The organism is Mycobacterium barrassiae, from assembly GCF_025822765.1.
In the GTDB taxonomy this organism is placed as follows: Bacteria; Actinomycetota; Actinomycetes; order Mycobacteriales; family Mycobacteriaceae; genus Mycobacterium; species Mycobacterium barrassiae.
In genome coordinates this window covers 87,217-106,359 of the sequence record NZ_JACKUK010000014.1, presented here as the reverse complement: position 1 = coordinate 106,359, position 19,143 = coordinate 87,217, and the positions used below count along the sequence as shown (strand labels likewise).

Genomic DNA, 19,143 nt, shown 5'->3' with positions numbered 1-19,143 from the left:
AGCACCGTCATAGGATCGGCCAATGAGCGAAGCCAACCGGCGCCTGATCCTGGCCAGGCGGCCCTCCGGGCTCGTCGACGACGAGACGGTACGCCTGGAGCCCGAACCGGCCCCTGAGCCCGGCGACGGCGAGGCCCTGGTGAAGGTCCGATACCTGTCGATCGACCCGACGATCCGCACGTGGATGGACGACGTGCCCAGCTACCTGCCCCCGATCCAGATCGGCGAGGTCGTTCGCAGCGGCGGCGTCGGCGAGGTCGTCGAGAGCCGGACCGACGCCTATCAGCCCGGGCAGCTGGTGTTCGGCATGACGGGGTGGCAGGACTACGTGATCGTCGACGCCGGCGAGCGCGCGATGCAGGTGCTGCCCGAGGGCGTTTCGCCGGGCATGGCGATCGGGATCCTCGGCGTCACCGGCATGACCGCCTATTTCGGCATCACCGACGTGGGCCGGGTCGCCGAGGGCGACGTCGTGGTGGTCTCGGGAGCGGCGGGTGCCACCGGCTCGGCGGCGGGGCAGATCGCGAAGATCAAGGGCGCCAAGAAGGTGGTGGGCATCGCCGGCGGGCCGCAGAAGTGCGCCCACATCGTCGACGAGCTCGGTTTCGACGAGGCGATCGACTATAAGAACGAGGACGTCGCGGCGCGACTCCGCGAAGCCTGCCCGGACGGTATCGACCTGTACTTCGACAACGTCGGCGGCTCGATCCTCAACGACTGCCTGGCCAACATCGCGCACCGCGGCCGCGTGGTGCTGTGCGGGGCCATCTCCACCTACAACGAAGACGGTCCGCCGCCCGGCCCGAGCAACTATCTGAACCTGCTGGTGCGCCGTGGGCGCATGGAGGGGTTCATCATTCTCGACTACCTGGACCGCTTCCCTGCCGCGCAGATCGAGATGGCCGGCTGGATCGCTGAAGGCAAAATCAAGTCGTCGGAGCACATCGTCGAGGGCCTCGAGAAGGCGCCCGATGCGTTGAATCTGTTGTTCAGCGGCGGAAACACCGGAAAGGTGATCGTCGCGCTTTGACGGTTACGCTGCATTGATGGCCGCCCGCGCCCGGTCCCTGAGCTCGTCGATTGCCCGTTGGCATGCCGACGAACGTGCGGTGGGCTCGCCGCTCAACGACGCCGAAGTCGTCGCGATGCGGCGCACCCGCCTGTTCGGCGCGACCGGCACGGTGCTGATGGCGATCGGCGCGCTGGGTGTCGGCGCCCGCCCCGTGGTGCAGGATCCGACGTTCGGCGTTCGTCTGCTCAACCTGCCGTCGCGGATCCAGACGGTGTCGCTGACGATGACCACCACCGGCGCGGTGATGATGGCGCTCGCATGGCTGATGCTCGGGCGGTTTGCGCTCGGGCAACGGCGGATGTCGCGCAGCCAGCTGGATCGCACCCTGCTGCTGTGGGTACTGCCGCTGCTCATCGCGCCCCCGATGTACAGCCGCGACGTCTACTCCTATCTGGCGCAGAGCGAGATCGCCATGAAAGGTCTGGATCCCTACCGTGTCGGACCCGCGCCCGGCCTCGGCCTCGACCACGTCTTCACGCTGTCGGTGCCGAACATGTGGCGCGAAACGCCCGCACCGTACGGCCCGTTGTTCCTGTGGATCGGGCAGGGCATTTCGGCGATCACCGGTGAGAACATCGTCGCCGCGGTGCTGTGCCACCGACTGGTGGTGCTGCTTGGCGTCGGCCTGATCGTCTGGGCCACACCGCGTTTGGCCCGGCGGTGTGGGGTGGCCGAGGTGAGTGCGCTGTGGCTGGGCGCGGCCAACCCGCTGCTGATCATGCATCTGGTCGCGGGCATCCACAACGAGGCGTTGATGCTGGGCTTGATGCTCGCGGGCACCGAGTTCGCGCTGCGGGGCATCGACGCCGCGCGCCCGCTGATTCCAAGGCCGCTGGCCTGGCCGCAGGGGCCCGAAGCGTGGGCGCGCTGGCGGCCGTCGCTGATGCTCCTGGTGGGCGTCGTGCTGATCACGATGTCCTCACAGGTCAAACTGCCGTCGCTGCTTGCCCTCGGCTTCGTGGCGATGGCGCTGGCCTGCCGATGGGGCGGCACGTTCAAGGCGTTCATCCTGGCGGGCGGTTCGCTGACCGCGGTGTCGGTGGCGGTGATGGCACTGATCGGCTGGGCCAGCGGCCTCGGGTTCGGTTGGCTTTTCACGCTGGGCACCGCGAACGTCGTGCGCAGCTGGATGTCGCTGCCGACGCTGGCCGCGCTGGGCACCGGGCAGGTCGGCATTCTGCTCGGGCTGGGCGACCACACCACCGCGATACTCGGCCTGACCCGTGCGATCGGTGTCGTCGTCATCGCGATTCTGGTGACCTGGCTGCTGCTGGCCGTCCTGCGCGGACGCCTGCATCCGGTCGGTGGGCTCGGTGTCGCCCTCGGGTTGACCGTCCTGCTGTTTCCGGTGGTGCAGCCCTGGTACGTGCTGTGGGCGGTCATCCCGCTGGCCGCGTGGGCCACCCGCCCGGCCTTCCGCACGACGACGATCGTCGTGACCCTCGTCGTCGGCATCTTCGGCCCGACCGCCAACGGCGACCGGTTCACGTTGTTCCAGATCCTGCTGGCCGTCGTGGCGAGCACGGTGATCGTGTTGTTGCTCATCGCGCTGACCTACCGTCATCTGCCGTGGCGCAACGTGCCCGTCGAGACGGACGGTGCCGACATGGCGGCGAAGCCGTCACCGCCACCGCCGCCACAACAGGTGCAGCCCGACGCCTACGCTGAATCCCCGTGACCGACCCATCGGGGACCTCCCCCGTCCCCGTCCGCCTACGCGGGGTCAGCAAGCGGTACGGGTCGACGACGGCGGTGGCAGGGCTCGACCTCGAGGTGGCGCGCGCCGAGGTGCTCGCCCTGCTCGGGCCCAACGGTGCCGGTAAGACCACGACCGTCGAGATGTGCGAGGGCTTCATCAAGCCCGACTCGGGCACGATCGAGATCCTCGGACTCGATCCGGTCGCCGACAATGCCGCGGTGCGCGAACGCATCGGCGTGATGCTGCAGGGCGGCGGCGCCTACCCCGCCGCACGGGCCGGCGAAATGCTCGATCTCGTCGCCTCCTATGCCGCCAACCCGCTCGATCCGCAGTGGCTGATGGACACGCTGGGCCTGACGGACTCGGCCAAGACCACGTACCGCAGGCTCTCCGGCGGCCAGCAGCAGCGACTGGCACTCGCGTGCGCCGTGGTGGGCCGCCCGGAGCTGGTATTCCTCGACGAGCCGACCGCAGGCATGGACGCACACGCCCGAATCGTGGTGTGGGAGTTGATCGACGGGCTGCGCCGCGACGGTGTGACGGTGGTGCTGACCACCCATCAGCTCGCCGAAGCCGAGGAACTCGCCGATCGGATCGTCATCATCGACCACGGTGTCGCGGTGGCGACCGGAACACCCCAGGAACTGATGCGCAGCGGCGCCGAGAACCAACTGCGATTCCGCGCCCCGCGAATGCTCGACCTGTCGCTTCTGGTGTCCGCCCTGCCCGAGACGTACACGGCCAAAGAGACCGCGCCGGGCGAATATCTGGTCGAAGGCGATATCGACCCGCAGGTGCTGGCGACCGTGACCGCGTGGTGCGCGCGGGTCAACGTGCTGGCCACCGACATGCGGGTGGAACAACGCAGCCTCGAAGACGTGTTTCTGGACCTCACCGGGCGGGAGTTGCGGCCGTGACGAATCGCTTTGCGCCAGGGACGTTTACGCCCGACCCGCGTCCGGCGACGGTCCGGAAGATGCTGACCGCACAGTTCGGTCTCGAGCTGAAGTTGCTGTTGCGCAACGGCGAACAGCTGCTGCTCACGATGTTCATCCCGATCACCCTGCTGGTGGGGCTGACGCTGCTGCCGTTGGGATCGTTCGGCGACAACCGGGCGGCGACCTTCGTCCCCGCGATCATGGCGCTGGCGGTGATCTCTACCGCATTCACGGGACAGGCGATCGCCGTGGCGTTCGATCGCCGGTACGGGGCGCTCAAACGGCTTGGCGCGACCGCGCTGCCGGTATGGGGCATCATCGCGGGCAAGTCGCTGGCCGTCGTCGCGGTCGTGTTCCTCCAGGCAATCATCTTGGGCGTCATAGGGTTTGCGCTCGGCTGGCGTCCGAGCCTCGTCGGCCTCGCCCTTGGCGCGGTGATCATCGCGTTGGGCACCGCCGGTTTCGCCGCGCTCGGCCTCCTGCTGGGCGGCACCCTGCGCGCCGAGATCGTGCTGGCGGTGGCCAACCTGTTGTGGTTCGTCTTCGCCGGACTCGGCGCGCTGACAGTGGAGACCGGCATGGTGCCCACCGCGCTGGCCTGGGTGGCGCGACTGACCCCGTCGGGCGCGCTCACCGAGGCGCTGTCGCAGGCGATGACGCCGTCAGTTGACTGGTTCGGCCTGGCGGTACTCGCGGTGTGGGGCGGCGTCGCGGCGCTGGCCGCCCTGCGCTGGTTCCGTTTCACCTGACGATTTCAGTTGCGGCAGCAGATATTCCAGCTGACCGACTTCTTCGATGTTGTGCTTGACCCAGGCCCGCATCTTGTCCTCGGGAAACAGGCGGCACACGATGCGGTTGATCGGGGCCAGCAGCGCCGACCGGACGCCGAGGTCCATCACCGAGACATAGTGCGCGCCGTCGCTGCCCGCCGACCAGGTGTGCTCGAGTTGGAACACGGGAACACCGGCCACCCTCCTGACCAGCCGGATGCCGGTCTCGTCGAGTTTCTCGACGCGGGCGATCTCATCGATCGTGTACTCAGGCCTGGCGCCGAACGCCTCGACCATGTGGAACCGCGCCCCCTCGGCCGCACCACCGCCCGGCGCCTCCCGGGCGAGTTCCCACTTGATGTGGTCGATGGGATGCCAGGCGAGGTAGCGATCGATGACCTCGCCGCCGTAGGACATCGTGCCGCCGAGGTGGGTGAACCAGTCGAGCATCATCGCCGGGGTGACGCCTGGTAGCGGCCGGTGATCGATCGTGATGCGGCGCCGGCCGTGCGGATGCTCGCTGAAATGGACTGTCGCTGAGCTGACGGGGCGCAGCGGATAGAGCACAAGACGACTCATTGTGAACCTCCAAGATACGGTAGCGTTTCTTATGAGGTCAGGTTAGACTTCGGTCGTAAGATACGCAAGCGTTTCTTTTGAGGAGGTCCGATGCGGCGACGTCACGGTGACGAACTGGATGCGGCGATACGCACCGCCGTCCTCGATCTCCTGGCCGAGCACGGCCCGGCCGGGGTCACCATGGAGGCCGTCGCCGCAGCGGCGCAGACGAGCAAGCCTGTGCTGTATCGGCGCTGGCCCGACCGCGCCGCACTGCTGCGGGACACGTTGTTACGCATCGCCACCACCGCGATCCCCCACGAGGACACCGGCAGCTACCGCACCGACATGCTCGCGATCCTGCGCGGATGGGCGGCGCTGTTCACCGGGCCGCAGGCCGACGTGCTGCGCGCCGCCGTCGCGGCCGCGGCCCACGACCCCGAGTTGATGGCGACCTTTCAGCAGGACGTCATCGGCTGGCGCAAGCGGGAGATGGCCGCGCTGCTGGCCCGCGGAATCGAGCGCGGCGATGTCCGGTCCGACGTACCCGTCGAGATCGCGCGTGAACTGGGACAGAGCGTGTTGTGGCACCGCCTGCTGATCACGGGCGACCCGATCACCGACGAGCTGGTGGTCCAGCTGGTCGACGAGGTCCTGGTGCCGTTCGTGTCGCCACGTCGTCCCGCCTGAGCTCGCATCGCTATCCACGTTTTGCAGGTCCGCACTCGAACTTCCTCTGCACTTCGTGGATAGCGATTGGGCCAGCCCTACTACGGGCTGTAGTTACAGCTGCTCTACGATCTAAGCCGTGCCCGTCGGACGAATCTTCCTGCGGCTCGTCGACCTTCTGCCCTTGCCGAGCCTGCGAGTCCAGCGCGCCATCGCCGCCGCCGTCATCGTGACCCAGGGCGGTATCGCGGTGACCGGAGCGATCGTCCGCGTCACCGCCTCGGGCCTCGGCTGCCCGACGTGGCCCCAGTGCTTCCCCGGCAGCTTCACGCCCATCCCCCACCCCGAGGTCGCCGGTATCCATCAGGCCGTCGAGTTCGGCAACCGAATGCTCACGTTCCTGGTGGTGCTGACCGCAGCGCTGGCCGTGCTCGCCGTGACCCGGGCACGCAGGCGCCGCGAGGTGCTGATCTACGCGTGGCTGATGCCCGCATCGACGGTGGTCCAGGCTGTCATCGGTGGCATCACGGTGCTCACCGGGCTGCTGTGGTGGACGGTGGCCATCCATCTGCTGGCATCGATGACCATGGTCTGGGTCGCGGTGCTGCTCTACGTCAAGATCGGCGAACCCGACGACGGCGTCGTCCGCCACCGTGTTCCGAAACCGTTGCGCCAGTTGACCGTTCTCAGCGCGATCACGCTCGCCGCGGTGCTGGTGACCGGGACGTTCGTCACCGGCGCGGGCCCGCACGCGGGCGACAAGAGCATCACCCAGCAGGTGCCCCGGCTCCAGGTCGAGATCACCACGCTCGTGCACATGCACTCGACGCTTCTCGTGGCCTACCTGTCGTTGCTCGTGGCGCTGGGCTTCGGGCTGCTCGCCGTCCGCGCAGCGAGGCCGGTCCTGCTGCGGCTCGGGGTGCTCGTTGTGCTCGTGTGCGCCCAGGGAGCCGTCGGCGCCGTCCAGTTCTACAACAACGTCCCCGCGGCGCTGGTCGCCCTCCACGTCGCAGGCGCGGCCGCATGTACGGCCGCGACCGCCGCGCTATGGGCGTCGATGCGAGAGCGGACCGAGACCGCGCCGCTCGAGGGTGTCCTCGACCCCGACGACGAAGTCGCGCTGCCTGCGCGCCCTGGTCGCGGCGTCTAGCTGACGCCAACCCAGCGACGGCTCGACGAGTTCGAGTTCGAGCAGTTGCGGATCGGAGGGTCCGCCGATCACGTCGACGCGGGCGTACAGCAGCTCAGCAACCTCGATATCGAGGTGAGCGGCCGCGGCGGCCAACGCCGCATGGCCGACGTCCCACAGCTCGAAGTCCGGCTCGGCCGGTGTCAGCGACTCCTCGGCGTACGTGCCCGAATCGTCGAACGCCGGACGTTCACCCGGCGCCGGCAGAATCGGCCCCTTGGTGAATGCGTGCGACTCCCGACCGCCGAGAAAGACCATCGCAGTCTCACCGTTCTCGACCCGTCGGTCATAGGGCTGCACCAGCACCGTCCGACCGTCGGCGTGCAACGCATCGACGTGGCGACGCGCGTCGTCGCGATCGGTGAATCTTTGTGCACCAACAGATCCAGCACCGACAGCGGGTTTCACCACGACCTCACCGGCGGGCAGGCGCACTCGCTCCCCCGGCGCGGCGAAATGGCTGGGGATGATCGGCACCCCGGCTTCGGCGAGGTCGAGCAGATACCGCTTGTCGGTGTTCCACGCCACCACGCGCGGGGCGTTGACGAGGTTCTTGACCTTCGTCGTCCAGTCCAGGAACTCGTCGAGGCGCTCGATGTAGTCCCACGTCGCCCGCAGGATCACCAGATCGGCGTCCAGTGTGGCCGGGTCGTCCCAGGGCAGCCAGCGAGCGTGCAGGCCGTGTTTGCGCAGCACATCGACCAGTCCGGCGTCGTCCCCGTCTCCCTCAGGTAACGCCTGACAGCCGGCGAGTACGAGGCGGGGATGGAAGACGTCGGGTCGGGCAAGTTTCACCAAGGCAGGATAGAAGGATGTACGCCATCGAAATCGCCGAGACCGGCGGACCAGAAGTCCTGACCTACGTCGAGAAGCCGCAGCCGACCCCTGGGCCCGGCGAGGTGCTGATCAAGGCCGAGGCGATCGGGGTGAACTTCCTCGACACGTACTTCCGCTCGGGGCAGTACCCGCGGGAGCTGCCCTTCATCCTCGGCAACGAGGTGTGCGGGACCGTCGAGGCTGTCGGCGACGGGGTGGCCGCGCTGTCGGTCGGCGACCGGGTGGTGACCGCCCAGGCGAACGGCGCGTATGCCGAATACGCCTTGGCCGCAGCGGATTTCTGCGCCTACGTCCCCGATGGTGTCAGCGCCGACGTGGCAGCCGCGGCCCTGCTCAAGGGGATGACGGCGCACTACCTCATCTTCTCGACGTACCCGGTGCAGCAGGGTGACGCGGTCCTGGTGCATGCGGGCGCAGGCGGTGTGGGGCTGATCTTGACGCAGTGGGCGACCAGCCTGGCGGCGCGGGTGATCACCACGGTGTCCACCCCCGAGAAGGCCGAGCTCTCGCGTAAGGCGGGCGCCGTCGAGGTGCTCGACTACCCCGACGATCCCGCGGAGTTCGGCGCCAAGATCAAGCAGCTCACCGACGGCGGCGTCGCCGTGGTCTATGACGGCGTGGGGGCCGCCACGTTCGACGCCAGTCTCGCCAGCCTCGCCGTCCGCGGCACGCTGGCACTGTTCGGCGCGTCCAGCGGACCAGTGCCGCCGTTCGACCCGCAGCGCCTCAATGCCGCGGGTTCACTGTTCTTGACGCGGCCGACGCTGGTGCATTACACCCGCACCCCCGACGAGTTCGCCTGGCGGGCAGGTGAACTGCTCGATGCGATCTCCAACGGCACCCTCACCGTCACCGTCAGCGAGCGATACCGCCTCGAAGACGCCCCCCACGCCCACCGCGATCTGCACGGCCGCAAAACCGTCGGCTCGGTGGTGCTGGTCCCCTAGACGGGCTGCGCCTGCGGGAAGGTCCACGTGCCGTCGAGAACCTCGCTGCGCGGACGGTACAGCCGGACGGTGTAGTTCCAGCCCGGTGTGATCGGCAGGCAGTTGGGCGTCGCACCGTCGCACCCGCCGAACTGGATGGTGATGGTTCCGTCCTCGTCCCGCTGCGCGGTCACGTTGTTGTACGAGTACGCGTTCTGCGCGTTCGGCGAGAAGTAGCCGTCCGCGTTGTAGACGGTCACCGACCAGAACCCGTCCACGGGGACCTCACCAACGACCAGCCGGTGCACCGTCGCGCCGTCGTTCTCGGCTGGGACGACGGTGAGGTACAGCGCGTCCTTCTCCGGATTGCCGCCCCAGGCGTTGGCAGCCCCGATCAGGTGGCGCACCGGGTCGGTGTCCGCCCTGGTGCCGAATGCGGCCCTGGTGTCGGTCAGCGTGGTCGCCAGCGTGATCAGGGCGTCGCGAACCGTCCTCTGGCTCACCGGATCCCAGTGCGGTACGTCAAAGGATCCGGAGTCGTCCTGGCTGACAGCGATGGCGTCCTGCAGGGCGTGCACCGCCGAGAGGTCGTCGGGGTCGTCGGGGTCGACCAGGATGCGCACCGCGGTCGCGACGTAGCGGGTGCCGATCTGCTCGCGGGTCAAGGTGTGTTCGCCGGCGTCGTAGAGGACCTCGGGGGTGTAGTGGTCCTCGTCGATCACCTGCATCGACAGGAACCGCCCACCGGCGTCGGGCAGCGTGATGGTTACCGCGCCGGCGTCCAGGTCGAAGACCGCCGCCGAGTAGAGCGTGTCACGGTTGGCCCGGATGACGAGCTGGTGGTCGATCGGGGTCAGCTCACGAATGTGGAAGAACCTGCCGAAACCACCGTCCTTGACGATGTTTCCGAAGTAGAGGTCGCTCTCGGCGCGAGCGAAGTTGTCTGGGGTGACGCGGACACCGGACATCGGCCGACGGCTACAGGTGCAGCAGCGTGGGAAGGTCGAGCGCCGAGTCGATGGCCAGCGCGAGGAACACCACCGCGAGGTAATTGTTCGACTGCAGGAAGAGCCGCAGCGGCTTGACCGGCTGGCCGCGTCGCACACCGCCGTACAGCTGATGCGCCATCACCAGGAACCACGCGCCGGCCAGGATGGCCACTGCGGCGTACAGCCAGCCGGTGGCGAGCGTCAGCGCCAGAGTGGCCACCACGGTCAGCCACGTGTAGATCAGGATCTGCTTGGTCACCTGCGTCTCGGTGGCCACCACGGGCAGCATCGGCACCCCGGCTGCGGCGTAGTCCTCCTTGTAGCGCATCGCCAGCGCCCAGGTGTGCGGCGGCGTCCAGAAGAAGATGATGGCGAACATGACGAGCGCGGGCCATTGGATGGTGCCGGTGACCGCCGACCAGCCGATCATCACCGGCATGCAGCCCGCCGCGCCGCCCCACACCACGTTCTGCGTCGTGCGGCGCTTGAGCAGCAGCGTGTAGACGAGCACGTAGAACGCGATCGTCGCGCCGGCCAGGTGGGCCGACAGCATGTTCGTCGTCCACCACAGCCAGAAGAACGAGCCGACGGAGAGCATCAGCCCGAAGATCAGCGCATGACTGCGCGGGACGATGTCCCTGGCCAGCGGCCTGCGCTCGGTGCGCTTCATCTTCTTGTCGATGTCGGCGTCGGCCACACAGTTGAGCGTGTTCGCGCCCGCAGCCGCCAGCAGACCGCCGAACAGCGTGTTCAGGATCAGCAGCGGATCGACGGTGCCGCGGTGCGCAAGCAGCATGGCCGGGATGGTGGTGACCAGAAGCAGCTCGATGACCCGCGGCTTCGTCAGCGAGAGGTAGCCCAACAGCGTGGTGCGCACCCGGCCGTGCGTCCCAACGGGGAGCGGGCTCTCGCGAATATCCACGCAGTGACTCCTTGAAATGGCTGCAGCGCACACGGCGTCTACTACAGAGGATGGTAGACCGCTCCCGAACGGCGGCCTAATCGTCCCCCTAGCAGACTGCAGCCGAAGACGCTCCCGCACTAGGGTGGTCGAAGAGGCAGCTTGCCGAGCTCAACATTCGACCTGGAGAGGGCGCCTGTGACCACGCTCGAAGAGATTTCCACCCTGACCCGTCCGCATCACCCCGATGACTGGACCGATGTCGACTCCCTGGCTGTCGACACTGCGCGGGTGTTGGCCGCCGACGCGGTGCAGAAGGTCGGTAACGGGCACCCCGGCACGGCGATGAGCCTGGCGCCGCTCGCGTACACGTTGTTCCAGCGCCAGATGCGCCACGACCCCAGTGATGTGCACTGGCTGGGCCGCGACCGCTTCGTGTTGTCCTGCGGACATTCCAGCCTCACGCTGTACATCCAGCTCTACCTCGGCGGCTTCGGGTTGGAGCTCTCCGACATCGAGTCGCTGCGGACGTGGAAGTCCAAGACCCCCGGCCATCCGGAGTTCCGCCACACCAAGGGCGTGGAGATCACCACGGGACCCCTGGGGCAGGGCCTGGCCTCGGCCGTCGGGATGGCGATGGCGTCGCGGTATGAGCGCGGCCTGTTCGACCCGGACACGCCGTGCGGTGAGAGCCCGTTCGACCACTACATCTATGTGATCGCCTCCGACGGTGACATCGAGGAGGGCGTCACCAGCGAGGCGTCGTCACTGGCCGGCACCCAGCAGCTCGGCAACCTGATCGTGTTCTACGACAAGAACCAGATCTCGATCGAGCACGACACCAACATCGCGCTGTCCGAGGACGTCGCTGCCCGCTACCGCGCCTACGGCTGGCATGTCCAGGAGGTCGAGGGCGGCGAGAACGTCGTCGGTATAGAACAAGCCATCGCCGAAGCCAAGAAGGTCACCGACAAGCCGTCGTTCATCGCGTTGCGCACGATCATCGGCTACCCGGCGCCCACCAAGATGAACACCGGCGGCGTGCACGGATCGGCGCTGGGCGACGAAGAGGTCGCGGCCACCAAGAAAGTGCTCGGATTCGATCCGGACAAGACGTTCGAGGTGCGCCCTGAGGTCATCGAGCACACCCGCAAGCTGGTGGCCCGCGGCCGGGAAGCCCACGAGAAGTGGCAGCCGCAATTCGACGCCTGGGCCGAACGCGAACCCGAACGCAAGGCCCTGCTGGACCGGCTGCTCGCCCAGGAGATGCCGGAGGGCTGGGACGCCGACCTGACGTACTGGGAGCCCGGCAGCAAGCCGATCGCGACTCGGGCTGCGTTCGGTCAGGTGCTCAACGATGTGGCGCCGAAACTGCCGGAGCTGTGGGGCGGTTCGGCCGACCTCGCCGGCAGCAACAACACCACCATCAAGGGGGTGAAGTCGTTCGGTCCGCCGTCCATTTCTACCGAGGACTTCACCGCGGACTGGTACGGCCGGGTGCTGCATTTCGGCATCCGCGAGCACGCCATGGGCTCGATCCTGTCCGGCATCGTGCTGCACGGCCCGACGCGCGCCTTCGGTGGAACGTTCCTTCAGTTCTCCGATTACATGCGCCCCGCGGTCCGGCTGGCATCGCTGATGGACATCGACACCATCTACATCTGGACCCACGACTCCATCGGGCTTGGTGAGGACGGGCCGACACATCAGCCGATCGAGCACCTCGCGGCGCTGCGGGCGATCCCCAACCTCTCGGTGGTACGGCCCGGGGATCCCAACGAGACGGCCTACGCCTGGCGCAGCATCCTCGCCCGCGGAAACGGCAGCGGGCCTGTGGGTTTCATTCTCACGCGCCAGGGCATTCCAGTGCTGGAGGGCACCGACGCCGAGGGTGTCGCAAAGGGCGGCTATGTGCTCGGCGGCGGTAATCCCGCCGATGACGCCGACGTGATCATCATCGCCACCGGTTCGGAACTGCAGCTTGCGGTGGAAGCCAAGAAGCTGTTGGCCGAGAAGGACATCACGGCGTATGTGGTGTCCATGCCGTGCGTCGAGTGGTTCGAATCGCAGCCCAAGGAATACCGCGATTCGGTTCTGCCCCCAACGGTTTCGGCGCGGGTGGCGGTCGAGGCGGCCGTCGCACAGAGCTGGTACAAGCTGGTCGGGGACACCGGCGAGATCGTGTCGATCGAGCACTACGGCGAATCGGCCGACGACAAGACGTTGTTCCGCGAGTTCGGCTTCACCCCCGAGGCCGTCGCCGCCGCGGCAGAGCGATCCATCGAGAACTAGACCGAAGAAGGGCGAACATCATGACGCAGAACCCGAATCTGGCCGCCTTGAGCGCCGCAGGCGTCTCCGTGTGGCTCGACGACCTGTCACGAGACCGGCTGCAAACCGGCAACCTGCAGGAGCTCATCGACACCCGCAGCGTCGTCGGAGTGACCACCAACCCGTCGATCTTCCAGGCGGCGCTGTCCAAGGGCAACGCCTACGACGATCAGGTCAAGGAGCTGGCTGAGCGCGGCGCCGACGTCGACGCGACCATCCGCACCGTCACCACCGACGACGTGCGCAACGCCTGCGACGTGCTGGCCAAGCAGTACGAGTTGTCCGACGGTGTCGACGGCCGGGTGTCGATCGAGGTCGACCCGCGGCTGGCGCACGACACCGACAAGACGATCCTGCAGGCCATCGAGCTGTGGAAGATCGTCGACCGGCCCAACCTGCTGATCAAGATCCCCGCCACCGAAGCCGGCATTCCAGCCATTGCCTCTGTTCTCGCCGAAGGCATTTCGGTAAACGTCACGCTGATCTTCTCCGTCGAGCGCCACCGCCTGGTGATGGACGCGTATCTCCAGGGCTTGGAGAAGGCCAAGGAGGCCGGCCACGACATCTCCAAGATCCATTCGGTCGCATCGTTCTTCGTGTCGCGGGTGGACACCGAGATCGACAATCGGCTGGAGAAGATCGGATCCGATGAAGCGCTCGCACTGCGCGGTAAGGCGGGGGTGGCCAACGCCCGACTCGCCTACGCCGCATACGAAGAGGTGTTCCTCGGCGGTTCGCGTTACGCGGCTCTCAAGGCCGACGGCGCGCGGGTCCAGCGGCCGCTGTGGGCGTCGACCGGTGTGAAGAACCCGGACTACTCCGACACCCTGTATGTCACCGAGCTCGTCGCGCCCAACACCGTGAACACCATGCCGGAGAAGACGATCGAGGCCGTGGCCGACCACGGCGTCATCACCGGAGACACCGTCACCGGAACGGCCGGCGAGGCACAGGCGGTGTTCGACAAGCTCGACGCTGTCGGCATCGATCTGCCGGATGTCTTCAGGGTCCTCGAAGACGAGGGTGTGGAGAAGTTCGAGAAGTCATGGCTAGAACTTCTCGAAGCGACGCAGGGTCAGCTCGACGTCGCCAAGAAATGAGCGAGTGGCGCAATCCGCTGCGCGACAAGCGCGACAAGCGGATGCCCCACATCGCAGGCCCCTGCGCGGTGGTCATCTTCGGTGTGACGGGTGACCTGGCGCGCAAGAAGTTGATGCCGGCGATCTACGACCTCGCCAACCGGGGGCTGCTGCCGGCCAACTTCGCCCTCGTCGGGTTCGCCCGGCGCGACTGGGCGGACGAGGATTTCGCCAAGCTGGTCTATGAGGCCGTCCAGGCGCACGCCCGTACGCCGTTCCGTCAGGAAGTCTGGGACCGCTTGGCGGAGGGAATTCGATTCGCCCAGGGCACCTTTGACGACCCAAAGGGCTACGAGCGGCTCGCCGAGACGCTGCAGAAGCTGGACGCTGAACGCGGCACCGGCGGCAACCACGCCTTCTACCTGTCGATCCCACCGAACGCGTTCCCCGTGGTGTGCGAACAGCTCAAGCAGTCGGGGCTGGCCAATCAACGCGAGGGCTCGTGGAGCAGGGTGGTCATCGAGAAGCCGTTCGGGCACGACCTGGCCAGCGCACGAGATCTCAACGCAGTGGTCAACAGTGTGTTTCCCGAGGAGTCGGTGTTCCGCATCGACCACTACCTCGGCAAGGAGACGGTCCAGAACATCCTGGCGCTGCGTTTCGCGAACGAGTTGTATGAACCGATCTGGAACAACAACTACGTCGACAGCGTCCAGATCACCATGGCCGAGGACATCGGCCTCGGTGGCCGCGGCGGCTATTACGACGGTGTCGGCGCGGCCCGTGACGTCATCCAGAATCACCTGCTGCAGCTGATGGCGCTGACCGCGATGGAGGAGCCCGTCAACTTCGGACCCGGCGAGTTGCAGGCCGAGAAGATCAAGGTGCTCTCCGCCACCCAGGTGATGCAGCCGCTGGACCAGACCACGGCGCGCGGTCAGTACGCCGCGGGATGGCAGGGCAGCGAGAAGGTGGTCGGCCTGCTCGAGGAGGAGGGCTTCTCCAAGGATTCGACCACCGAGACGTACGCGGCGATCGCCCTCGAGATCGACACCCGCCGATGGGCCGGGGTGCCGTTCTTCCTTCGCACCGGAAAACGCTTGGGCCGCAGGGTCACCGAGATCGCGCTGATCTTCAAGCGGGCCCCGCACCTGCCCTTCGACAAGACGATGACCGAGGAACTCGGGCAGAACGCGTTGGTGATCCGGGTTCAGCCCGACGAAGGCATCACCACGAGATTCGGCTCCAAGGTCCCGGGCAGTGCCATGGAAGTCCGCGACGTGAACATGGACTTCTCGTACGGCTCGGCGTTCGCCGAGGACTCCCCCGAGGCCTATGAACGCCTGATCCTCGACGTACTGCTTGGCGAGCCGTCGTTGTTCCCGGTGAACCGCGAGGTCGAATTCTCCTGGGAAATACTGGATCCGGTGCTGGACTACTGGGCGTCGCACGGCAAACCCGAAGCATACGAGTCCGGTACCTGGGGACCTGCGTCCGCCGACGAGATGTTGCACCGCATGGGCAGGGAATGGAGGCGGCCGTGACGCGAAGGCGACGACGAGCGAGCATCGCAGTGAGTACCGCAGCGCCCTCGGCGCGAGGAACGCAGCGAGGAGCGGAGCGAGGAGGCGTCGAGCCGAAATGATCGTCGACCTGCCCGATACGAACACCAACGACATCAACAAGAAGATCACCGGACTCCGCGAAGAGGGCGGCGCGATCACGCTGAGCCGCGTGCTCACCCTTGTCATCTCGCTGCACACGGACGAGCTGCTCGAGGACGCCATCGAGGCGGCCAACTTCGCCAGCCGTGAGCACCCGTGCCGGGTGATCGTCGTGGTCGCCGGCGATCGGAATGCGGAGCGACCTCGGCTGGATGCGCAGCTGCGTGTCGGCGCCGACGCAGGGGCGGGTGAGGTTGTCGCCCTTCATCTGCACGGCGAGATGGCTGACCACGCCAACAGCGTCGTGCTGCCGTTCCTGTTGCCCGATACCCCGGTGGTGGCCTGGTGGCCGGCGGGCGGTCCCGATGTTCCGGCGCGGGACCCGCTGGGGCACTTGGCGGTTCGGCGGATCACCAATGCCACGGACTGCGCCGACCCGATGCGCGCGATCAAGAGTCGCCTGGCCGGGTACACGTCCGGAGACACCGATCTGGCGTGGGCTCGCATCACCTACTGGCGCGCACTCCTGACGGCGGCACTCGATCAGCCTCCTTTTGAGCCCGTCACGTCAGCGGTGGTGTCGGGCCTGCGCGACGAACCGTCGTTGGATGTTCTCGCCGGTTGGCTGGCGACGCGGATCGACGGTCCCGTGCAGAGGGTGGTCGGCGAACTGAAGGTGGAGCTGATCCGCAACACCGAGACCATCACGCTGCGCCGGCCGCAGAACGGGGTGACGGCGACGATCAGCAGGACCGCGAAGCCGGACTCGCTGATCCCGTTGGCTCGCAGGGAGGCCAAGGAATGCCTCGCCGAGGACCTGCGCAGGCTCGACGCCGACGAGATCTACCACGAGGCCCTGCAGGGAATCGAGAAGGTGCAGTACGTATGAGCACAGTCGTCGAAAAGTACCCGGACACAGCTGCTTTGGTCGCCGCCGCCGGCGACCGGTTGGTGGCCGCGATCACCGATGCGATCAGCCAACGGGGACGCGCGCTCATCGTGCTGACCGGCGGCGGCACCGGGACCGGACTGCTGAAGCGGGTCCGTGAGCAGGGTGCCGGAATCGATTGGTCCAAGGTCCAGCTGTTCTGGGGCGACGACCGCTTCGTGCCCGCGGACGACGATGAGCGCAACGAGAAGCAGGCCCGCGAGGCGCTGATCGACCACGTCGGCATCCCCGCAGCCAACGTGCACGCGATGGCACCGAGCGGCGGCGCGTTCGGCGACGACCTCGATGCGGCCGCGGCGGCGTATGCGCAGGTGGTGGCCGAGTACGCCGACGACGACCAGCCGACACCTGATTTCGATGTCCATCTGCTCGGCATGGGCGGCGAGGGACACATCAACTCGCTGTTCCCCGACACCCCGGCGGTTCGCGAAACCACCCGGATGGTGGTCGGCGTGACCGACTCCCCCAAGCCGCCGCCGCGGCGGATCACGTTGACACTGCCCGCTGTGCAGCGGTCCCGCGAGGTGTGGTTGGTGGTGTCGGGCGAGGCGAAGGCCGACGCCGTTGCGGCGGCCATCGGGGGCGCTGAGCCCGTCGACTTGCCCGCCGCAGGGGCGGTCGGTCGTGAGGCGACCGTGTGGCTGCTCGACGAGGCAGCCGCGTCCAAGCTGTAGCGGCCCTAACCCCGCTTGTCGGCCCGGCGATCCCGCTCGCCATCCCGGAAGCCTGCGTCGTAGTCGGGGCGCCGGCTGGTCGCGTCAGGCGCGTCGGTCCTGCGCCACGAATCACTCGGACATTGGCGCGATGTCGTGTTCCCTCTGCGCGTCGTCACATCAGAGTCAGACGACCAGTCCGCCTCGGCGGTTCCCGCGCGTGTGGTCCAATGACCGTCATGGCAGACAAGGGTGTTGGTAAGCCCGCCCCGCGAAGTGGCCGGGAACGGATCCAGAAACTGGCACAGGCTGCACTGAACGCCGACGTCACGGTCGAGCAGGTCGACACCATCCTCGAGGGACTGAGCGAGACGCTCGTCGACCTCGACAAGTCGACCGAGAAGCTCGACACGACGCTGGAGAGGTTCAACGACACGATCAGCCGCATCAACGAACTCGCGCCGCGTCTCATCGCGATGGTCGATCGCCTCGAGGGCATCGTCGATCGCGTCGAACGCATCGTGGGTCTCGGCGAATCCGTGATCTCCCCCTTGGCCGCGACCGAACAGGTGGTCCGCGGCGCGGTCAACAAGGTGCGCAAGACCACCGGTCTCTAGTGCCCGAGAGCCACCCGGTTCCCAAGCCCCCGGTCGCCGAGGGCGTCGGCCTTCCGTGGGACGTGTCCGTCGACGACGCGGTCGCCACCATCGCCGCAGCGCGCGCCCGATACGGCGACACCTTCGCCGTCCACAGTGGCGACGACCATTACCTGTTCACGTTCTCCCCGGCCGGCGTCGAAGCGTTCTACCGGCTTCCCGAGGAGACGTCGAGCAAGGGCGTCGCCGACTACCTGATGCTGCGACGAAAACTCCCCGACGACATCTTCGATGGCAGGCGCATTCTCCCGACGTCGTTGTTCCGCCGCGACGACGTGGCCTCCTATCTCGCGAACCTCGACCATGCATTGATCCAGACGGTGGCCGAGCTGGGCGACGAGGGGACCGTGGATCTGTTCGCCCTCACCCGCCGTCTCGGGCACCGCATGGGCCTGGCCTCCTGGGCGGGACCCGGTTGTAGCGAGGGAACCGCGTTCGAACGTCTGGTCGAGGCCTTCGAGACCCTCGACGGTTCGGATGCGTTCGTGCATCCCGACGCCATGGCGGCCGTCGCGGCCGCGGACAAGCAGGCTGAGCGGGCCGCCCTCGCGGACATCGTCGCGGTCATCGAAACCTCCATGCGGGCATCGGATTCCAATGAAAGCGATCTGTTCGGCCGCATCGTCAATGCGTGGTCCTCGGAACCGGATGCTGTGCGGCTGCGCGGTATCGCACTCGACGTCGCGCTCATCCATATCGCGTCGATGTCCAACCTGATGGCCGCGCTCGGCTGGGCGCTGGTCGACCTGCTCGAGCACCCCGAACAACGACAGCGCGTGGCCGCAGGCGACAGCGAGTTCGCCCAGCGATGTGCGCTGGAGAGCACCCGGCTGGCACAGCGATCCATCATGTCGCGGGCGGTACTGGCACCCGTCGACCTCGACACCGGCGACGTGGTCTACCACGTCCCCGCCGGCTGGACCATCGCCACGCTACTGCCGCTACTGAACACCTCGGCGGCACCGGGCCTGGAAGTCTGGGACCCTGATCGCTGGCAGCGCCACCGCCTCGTCGATGCGGCAGCCCTGCCCTCCCCCGTACTTGTGACGGCATTCGGACACGGCAAGCACTCATGCCCCGCGCAACCGTTCTCGCTGGCGGCCATGAGTGCGGCAATGACGTGTCTGCTCAACACATTCGAGATGTCACCGGGATGGACTGGCTACCCGCGGCCGGTGCCCGCACAGATCGGCGGCGTCGCGCGCGCTGCCGATGAATGCCCCATCGCGTACGCCCGAACGTAATCTTCCACGAGGGCGTTCA

18 protein-coding genes are annotated in these 19,143 nt (G+C 67.3%); 14 read left to right on the top strand and 4 right to left on the bottom strand.

Going from position 1 to position 19,143, the window contains the following annotated elements; all coding sequences use genetic code 11:
- Nucleotides 1-22: 22 nt before the first annotated feature.
- From H7J93_RS04765 to H7J93_RS04750, 4 genes are read left to right on the top strand one after another with little or no spacing between them, the layout of a single operon-like run.
- The gene (locus H7J93_RS04765; protein WP_267305145.1) at nucleotides 23-1,030 is read left to right on the top strand and encodes an NADP-dependent oxidoreductase; all 1,008 of its coding nucleotides are present in this window, start codon (nucleotides 23-25) and stop codon (nucleotides 1,028-1,030) included.
- A gap of 16 nt (nucleotides 1,031-1,046) precedes the next feature.
- Complete coding sequence (gene mptB / locus H7J93_RS04760) at nucleotides 1,047-2,750, top strand: polyprenol phosphomannose-dependent alpha 1,6 mannosyltransferase MptB (RefSeq protein WP_267305144.1); 1,704 nt, start codon at nucleotides 1,047-1,049, stop codon at nucleotides 2,748-2,750.
- Nucleotides 2,747-3,688 carry an ABC transporter ATP-binding protein gene (locus H7J93_RS04755; protein WP_267305143.1) on the top strand — a complete coding sequence of 314 codons (942 nt, stop codon included), beginning with the start codon at nucleotides 2,747-2,749 and terminating at the stop codon, nucleotides 3,686-3,688. Before mptB ends, H7J93_RS04755 begins: the two co-directional genes overlap by 4 nt.
- Complete coding sequence (locus tag H7J93_RS04750; RefSeq protein ID WP_267305142.1) at nucleotides 3,685-4,458, top strand: ABC transporter permease; 774 nt, start codon at nucleotides 3,685-3,687, stop codon at nucleotides 4,456-4,458. The genes H7J93_RS04755 and H7J93_RS04750 overlap by 4 nt, the downstream gene beginning before the upstream one ends.
- Here H7J93_RS04750 and H7J93_RS04745 read toward each other — a convergent pair.
- Nucleotides 4,372-5,058: a hypothetical protein gene (locus H7J93_RS04745; RefSeq protein WP_267305141.1), complete on the bottom strand. Its 687-nt coding sequence runs from the start codon at nucleotides 5,056-5,058 to the stop codon at nucleotides 4,372-4,374. The genes H7J93_RS04750 and H7J93_RS04745 overlap by 87 nt on opposite strands.
- 90 nt (nucleotides 5,059-5,148) lie before the next feature.
- Between H7J93_RS04745 and H7J93_RS04740 the strand changes: the two genes are divergently transcribed.
- Both H7J93_RS04740 and H7J93_RS04735 read left to right on the top strand, forming a co-directional pair.
- Complete coding sequence (locus tag H7J93_RS04740) at nucleotides 5,149-5,727, top strand: TetR/AcrR family transcriptional regulator (RefSeq protein WP_267305140.1); 579 nt, start codon at nucleotides 5,149-5,151, stop codon at nucleotides 5,725-5,727.
- A gap of 118 nt (nucleotides 5,728-5,845) precedes the next feature.
- Complete coding sequence (locus H7J93_RS04735) at nucleotides 5,846-6,856, top strand: COX15/CtaA family protein (protein WP_267305139.1); 1,011 nt, start codon at nucleotides 5,846-5,848, stop codon at nucleotides 6,854-6,856.
- Here H7J93_RS04735 and H7J93_RS04730 read toward each other — a convergent pair.
- Nucleotides 6,752-7,690: an ATP-grasp domain-containing protein gene (locus H7J93_RS04730; RefSeq protein ID WP_267305138.1), complete on the bottom strand. Its 939-nt coding sequence runs from the start codon at nucleotides 7,688-7,690 to the stop codon at nucleotides 6,752-6,754. The genes H7J93_RS04735 and H7J93_RS04730 overlap by 105 nt on opposite strands.
- Nucleotides 7,691-7,707: 17 nt before the next feature.
- Here H7J93_RS04730 and H7J93_RS04725 point away from each other — a divergent pair, with 17 nt between their 5' ends.
- Nucleotides 7,708-8,679 carry a quinone oxidoreductase family protein gene (locus tag H7J93_RS04725; protein WP_267305137.1) on the top strand — a complete coding sequence of 324 codons (972 nt, stop codon included), beginning with the start codon at nucleotides 7,708-7,710 and terminating at the stop codon, nucleotides 8,677-8,679.
- Here the strand turns inward: H7J93_RS04725 and H7J93_RS04720 are convergent.
- Entirely contained in the window at nucleotides 8,676-9,626 is a 951-nt protein-coding gene (locus tag H7J93_RS04720) for a DUF1254 domain-containing protein (protein WP_267305136.1), read from the bottom strand. The two genes, H7J93_RS04725 and H7J93_RS04720, sit on opposite strands and share 4 nt — an antisense overlap.
- 10 nt (nucleotides 9,627-9,636) lie before the next feature.
- Nucleotides 9,637-10,569 carry a heme o synthase gene (locus H7J93_RS04715; RefSeq protein WP_267305135.1) on the bottom strand — a complete coding sequence of 311 codons (933 nt, stop codon included), beginning with the start codon at nucleotides 10,567-10,569 and terminating at the stop codon, nucleotides 9,637-9,639.
- Between the two features lie 177 nt (nucleotides 10,570-10,746).
- Between H7J93_RS04715 and tkt the strand changes: the two genes are divergently transcribed.
- The 7 genes from tkt to H7J93_RS29245 all read left to right on the top strand — a co-directional run bounded on the left by tkt (nucleotide 10,747) and on the right by H7J93_RS29245 (nucleotide 19,124).
- The gene (tkt, locus tag H7J93_RS04710) at nucleotides 10,747-12,840 is read left to right on the top strand and encodes a transketolase (RefSeq protein ID WP_267305134.1); all 2,094 of its coding nucleotides are present in this window, start codon (nucleotides 10,747-10,749) and stop codon (nucleotides 12,838-12,840) included.
- 17 nt (nucleotides 12,841-12,857) lie between these two features.
- Nucleotides 12,858-13,979 carry a transaldolase gene (tal, locus tag H7J93_RS04705; protein ID WP_267305309.1) on the top strand — a complete coding sequence of 374 codons (1,122 nt, stop codon included), beginning with the start codon at nucleotides 12,858-12,860 and terminating at the stop codon, nucleotides 13,977-13,979.
- Nucleotides 13,976-15,502, top strand: a complete 1,527-nt coding sequence (zwf, locus tag H7J93_RS04700) for a glucose-6-phosphate dehydrogenase (protein WP_267305133.1) — start codon at nucleotides 13,976-13,978, stop codon at nucleotides 15,500-15,502. The genes tal and zwf overlap by 4 nt, the downstream gene beginning before the upstream one ends.
- Nucleotides 15,503-15,599: 97 nt before the next feature.
- A complete protein-coding gene (gene opcA, locus H7J93_RS04695; RefSeq protein ID WP_267305132.1) occupies nucleotides 15,600-16,511 on the top strand; it encodes a glucose-6-phosphate dehydrogenase assembly protein OpcA in 912 nt (303 codons plus the stop codon).
- Nucleotides 16,508-17,245: a 6-phosphogluconolactonase gene (pgl, locus tag H7J93_RS04690; protein WP_267305131.1), complete on the top strand. Its 738-nt coding sequence runs from the start codon at nucleotides 16,508-16,510 to the stop codon at nucleotides 17,243-17,245. Before opcA ends, pgl begins: the two co-directional genes overlap by 4 nt.
- 218 nt (nucleotides 17,246-17,463) lie before the next feature.
- Nucleotides 17,464-17,841 (top strand): ATPase, encoded by a 378-nt coding sequence (locus H7J93_RS04685; protein ID WP_267305130.1) that lies wholly within the window; start codon nucleotides 17,464-17,466, stop codon nucleotides 17,839-17,841.
- Nucleotides 17,841-19,124, top strand: coding sequence for a cytochrome P450 (locus tag H7J93_RS29245; protein ID WP_267305129.1), 1,284 nt, complete (start codon nucleotides 17,841-17,843; stop codon nucleotides 19,122-19,124). The genes H7J93_RS04685 and H7J93_RS29245 overlap by 1 nt, the downstream gene beginning before the upstream one ends.
- Nucleotides 19,125-19,143 lie beyond the last annotated feature (19 nt).

Excerpts from the sequence above, each read along its gene's own strand:
- H7J93_RS04765 (WP_267305145.1), top strand. The coding sequence starts at position 23 with ATGAGCGAAGCCAACCGGCGCCTGATCCTGGCCAGGCGGCCCTCCGGG.
- mptB (WP_267305144.1), top strand. The coding sequence starts at position 1,047 with ATGGCCGCCCGCGCCCGGTCCCTGAGCTCGTCGATTGCCCGTTGGCAT.
- H7J93_RS04745 (WP_267305141.1), bottom strand. The coding sequence starts at position 5,058 with ATGAGTCGTCTTGTGCTCTATCCGCTGCGCCCCGTCAGCTCAGCGACA.
- H7J93_RS04740 (WP_267305140.1), top strand. The coding sequence starts at position 5,149 with ATGCGGCGACGTCACGGTGACGAACTGGATGCGGCGATACGCACCGCC.
- H7J93_RS04725 (WP_267305137.1), top strand. The coding sequence starts at position 7,708 with ATGTACGCCATCGAAATCGCCGAGACCGGCGGACCAGAAGTCCTGACC.
- H7J93_RS04720 (WP_267305136.1), bottom strand. The coding sequence starts at position 9,626 with ATGTCCGGTGTCCGCGTCACCCCAGACAACTTCGCTCGCGCCGAGAGC.
- zwf (WP_267305133.1), top strand. The coding sequence starts at position 13,976 with ATGAGCGAGTGGCGCAATCCGCTGCGCGACAAGCGCGACAAGCGGATG.
- opcA (WP_267305132.1), top strand. The coding sequence starts at position 15,600 with ATGATCGTCGACCTGCCCGATACGAACACCAACGACATCAACAAGAAG.
- pgl (WP_267305131.1), top strand. The coding sequence starts at position 16,508 with ATGAGCACAGTCGTCGAAAAGTACCCGGACACAGCTGCTTTGGTCGCC.
- H7J93_RS04685 (WP_267305130.1), top strand. The coding sequence starts at position 17,464 with ATGGCAGACAAGGGTGTTGGTAAGCCCGCCCCGCGAAGTGGCCGGGAA.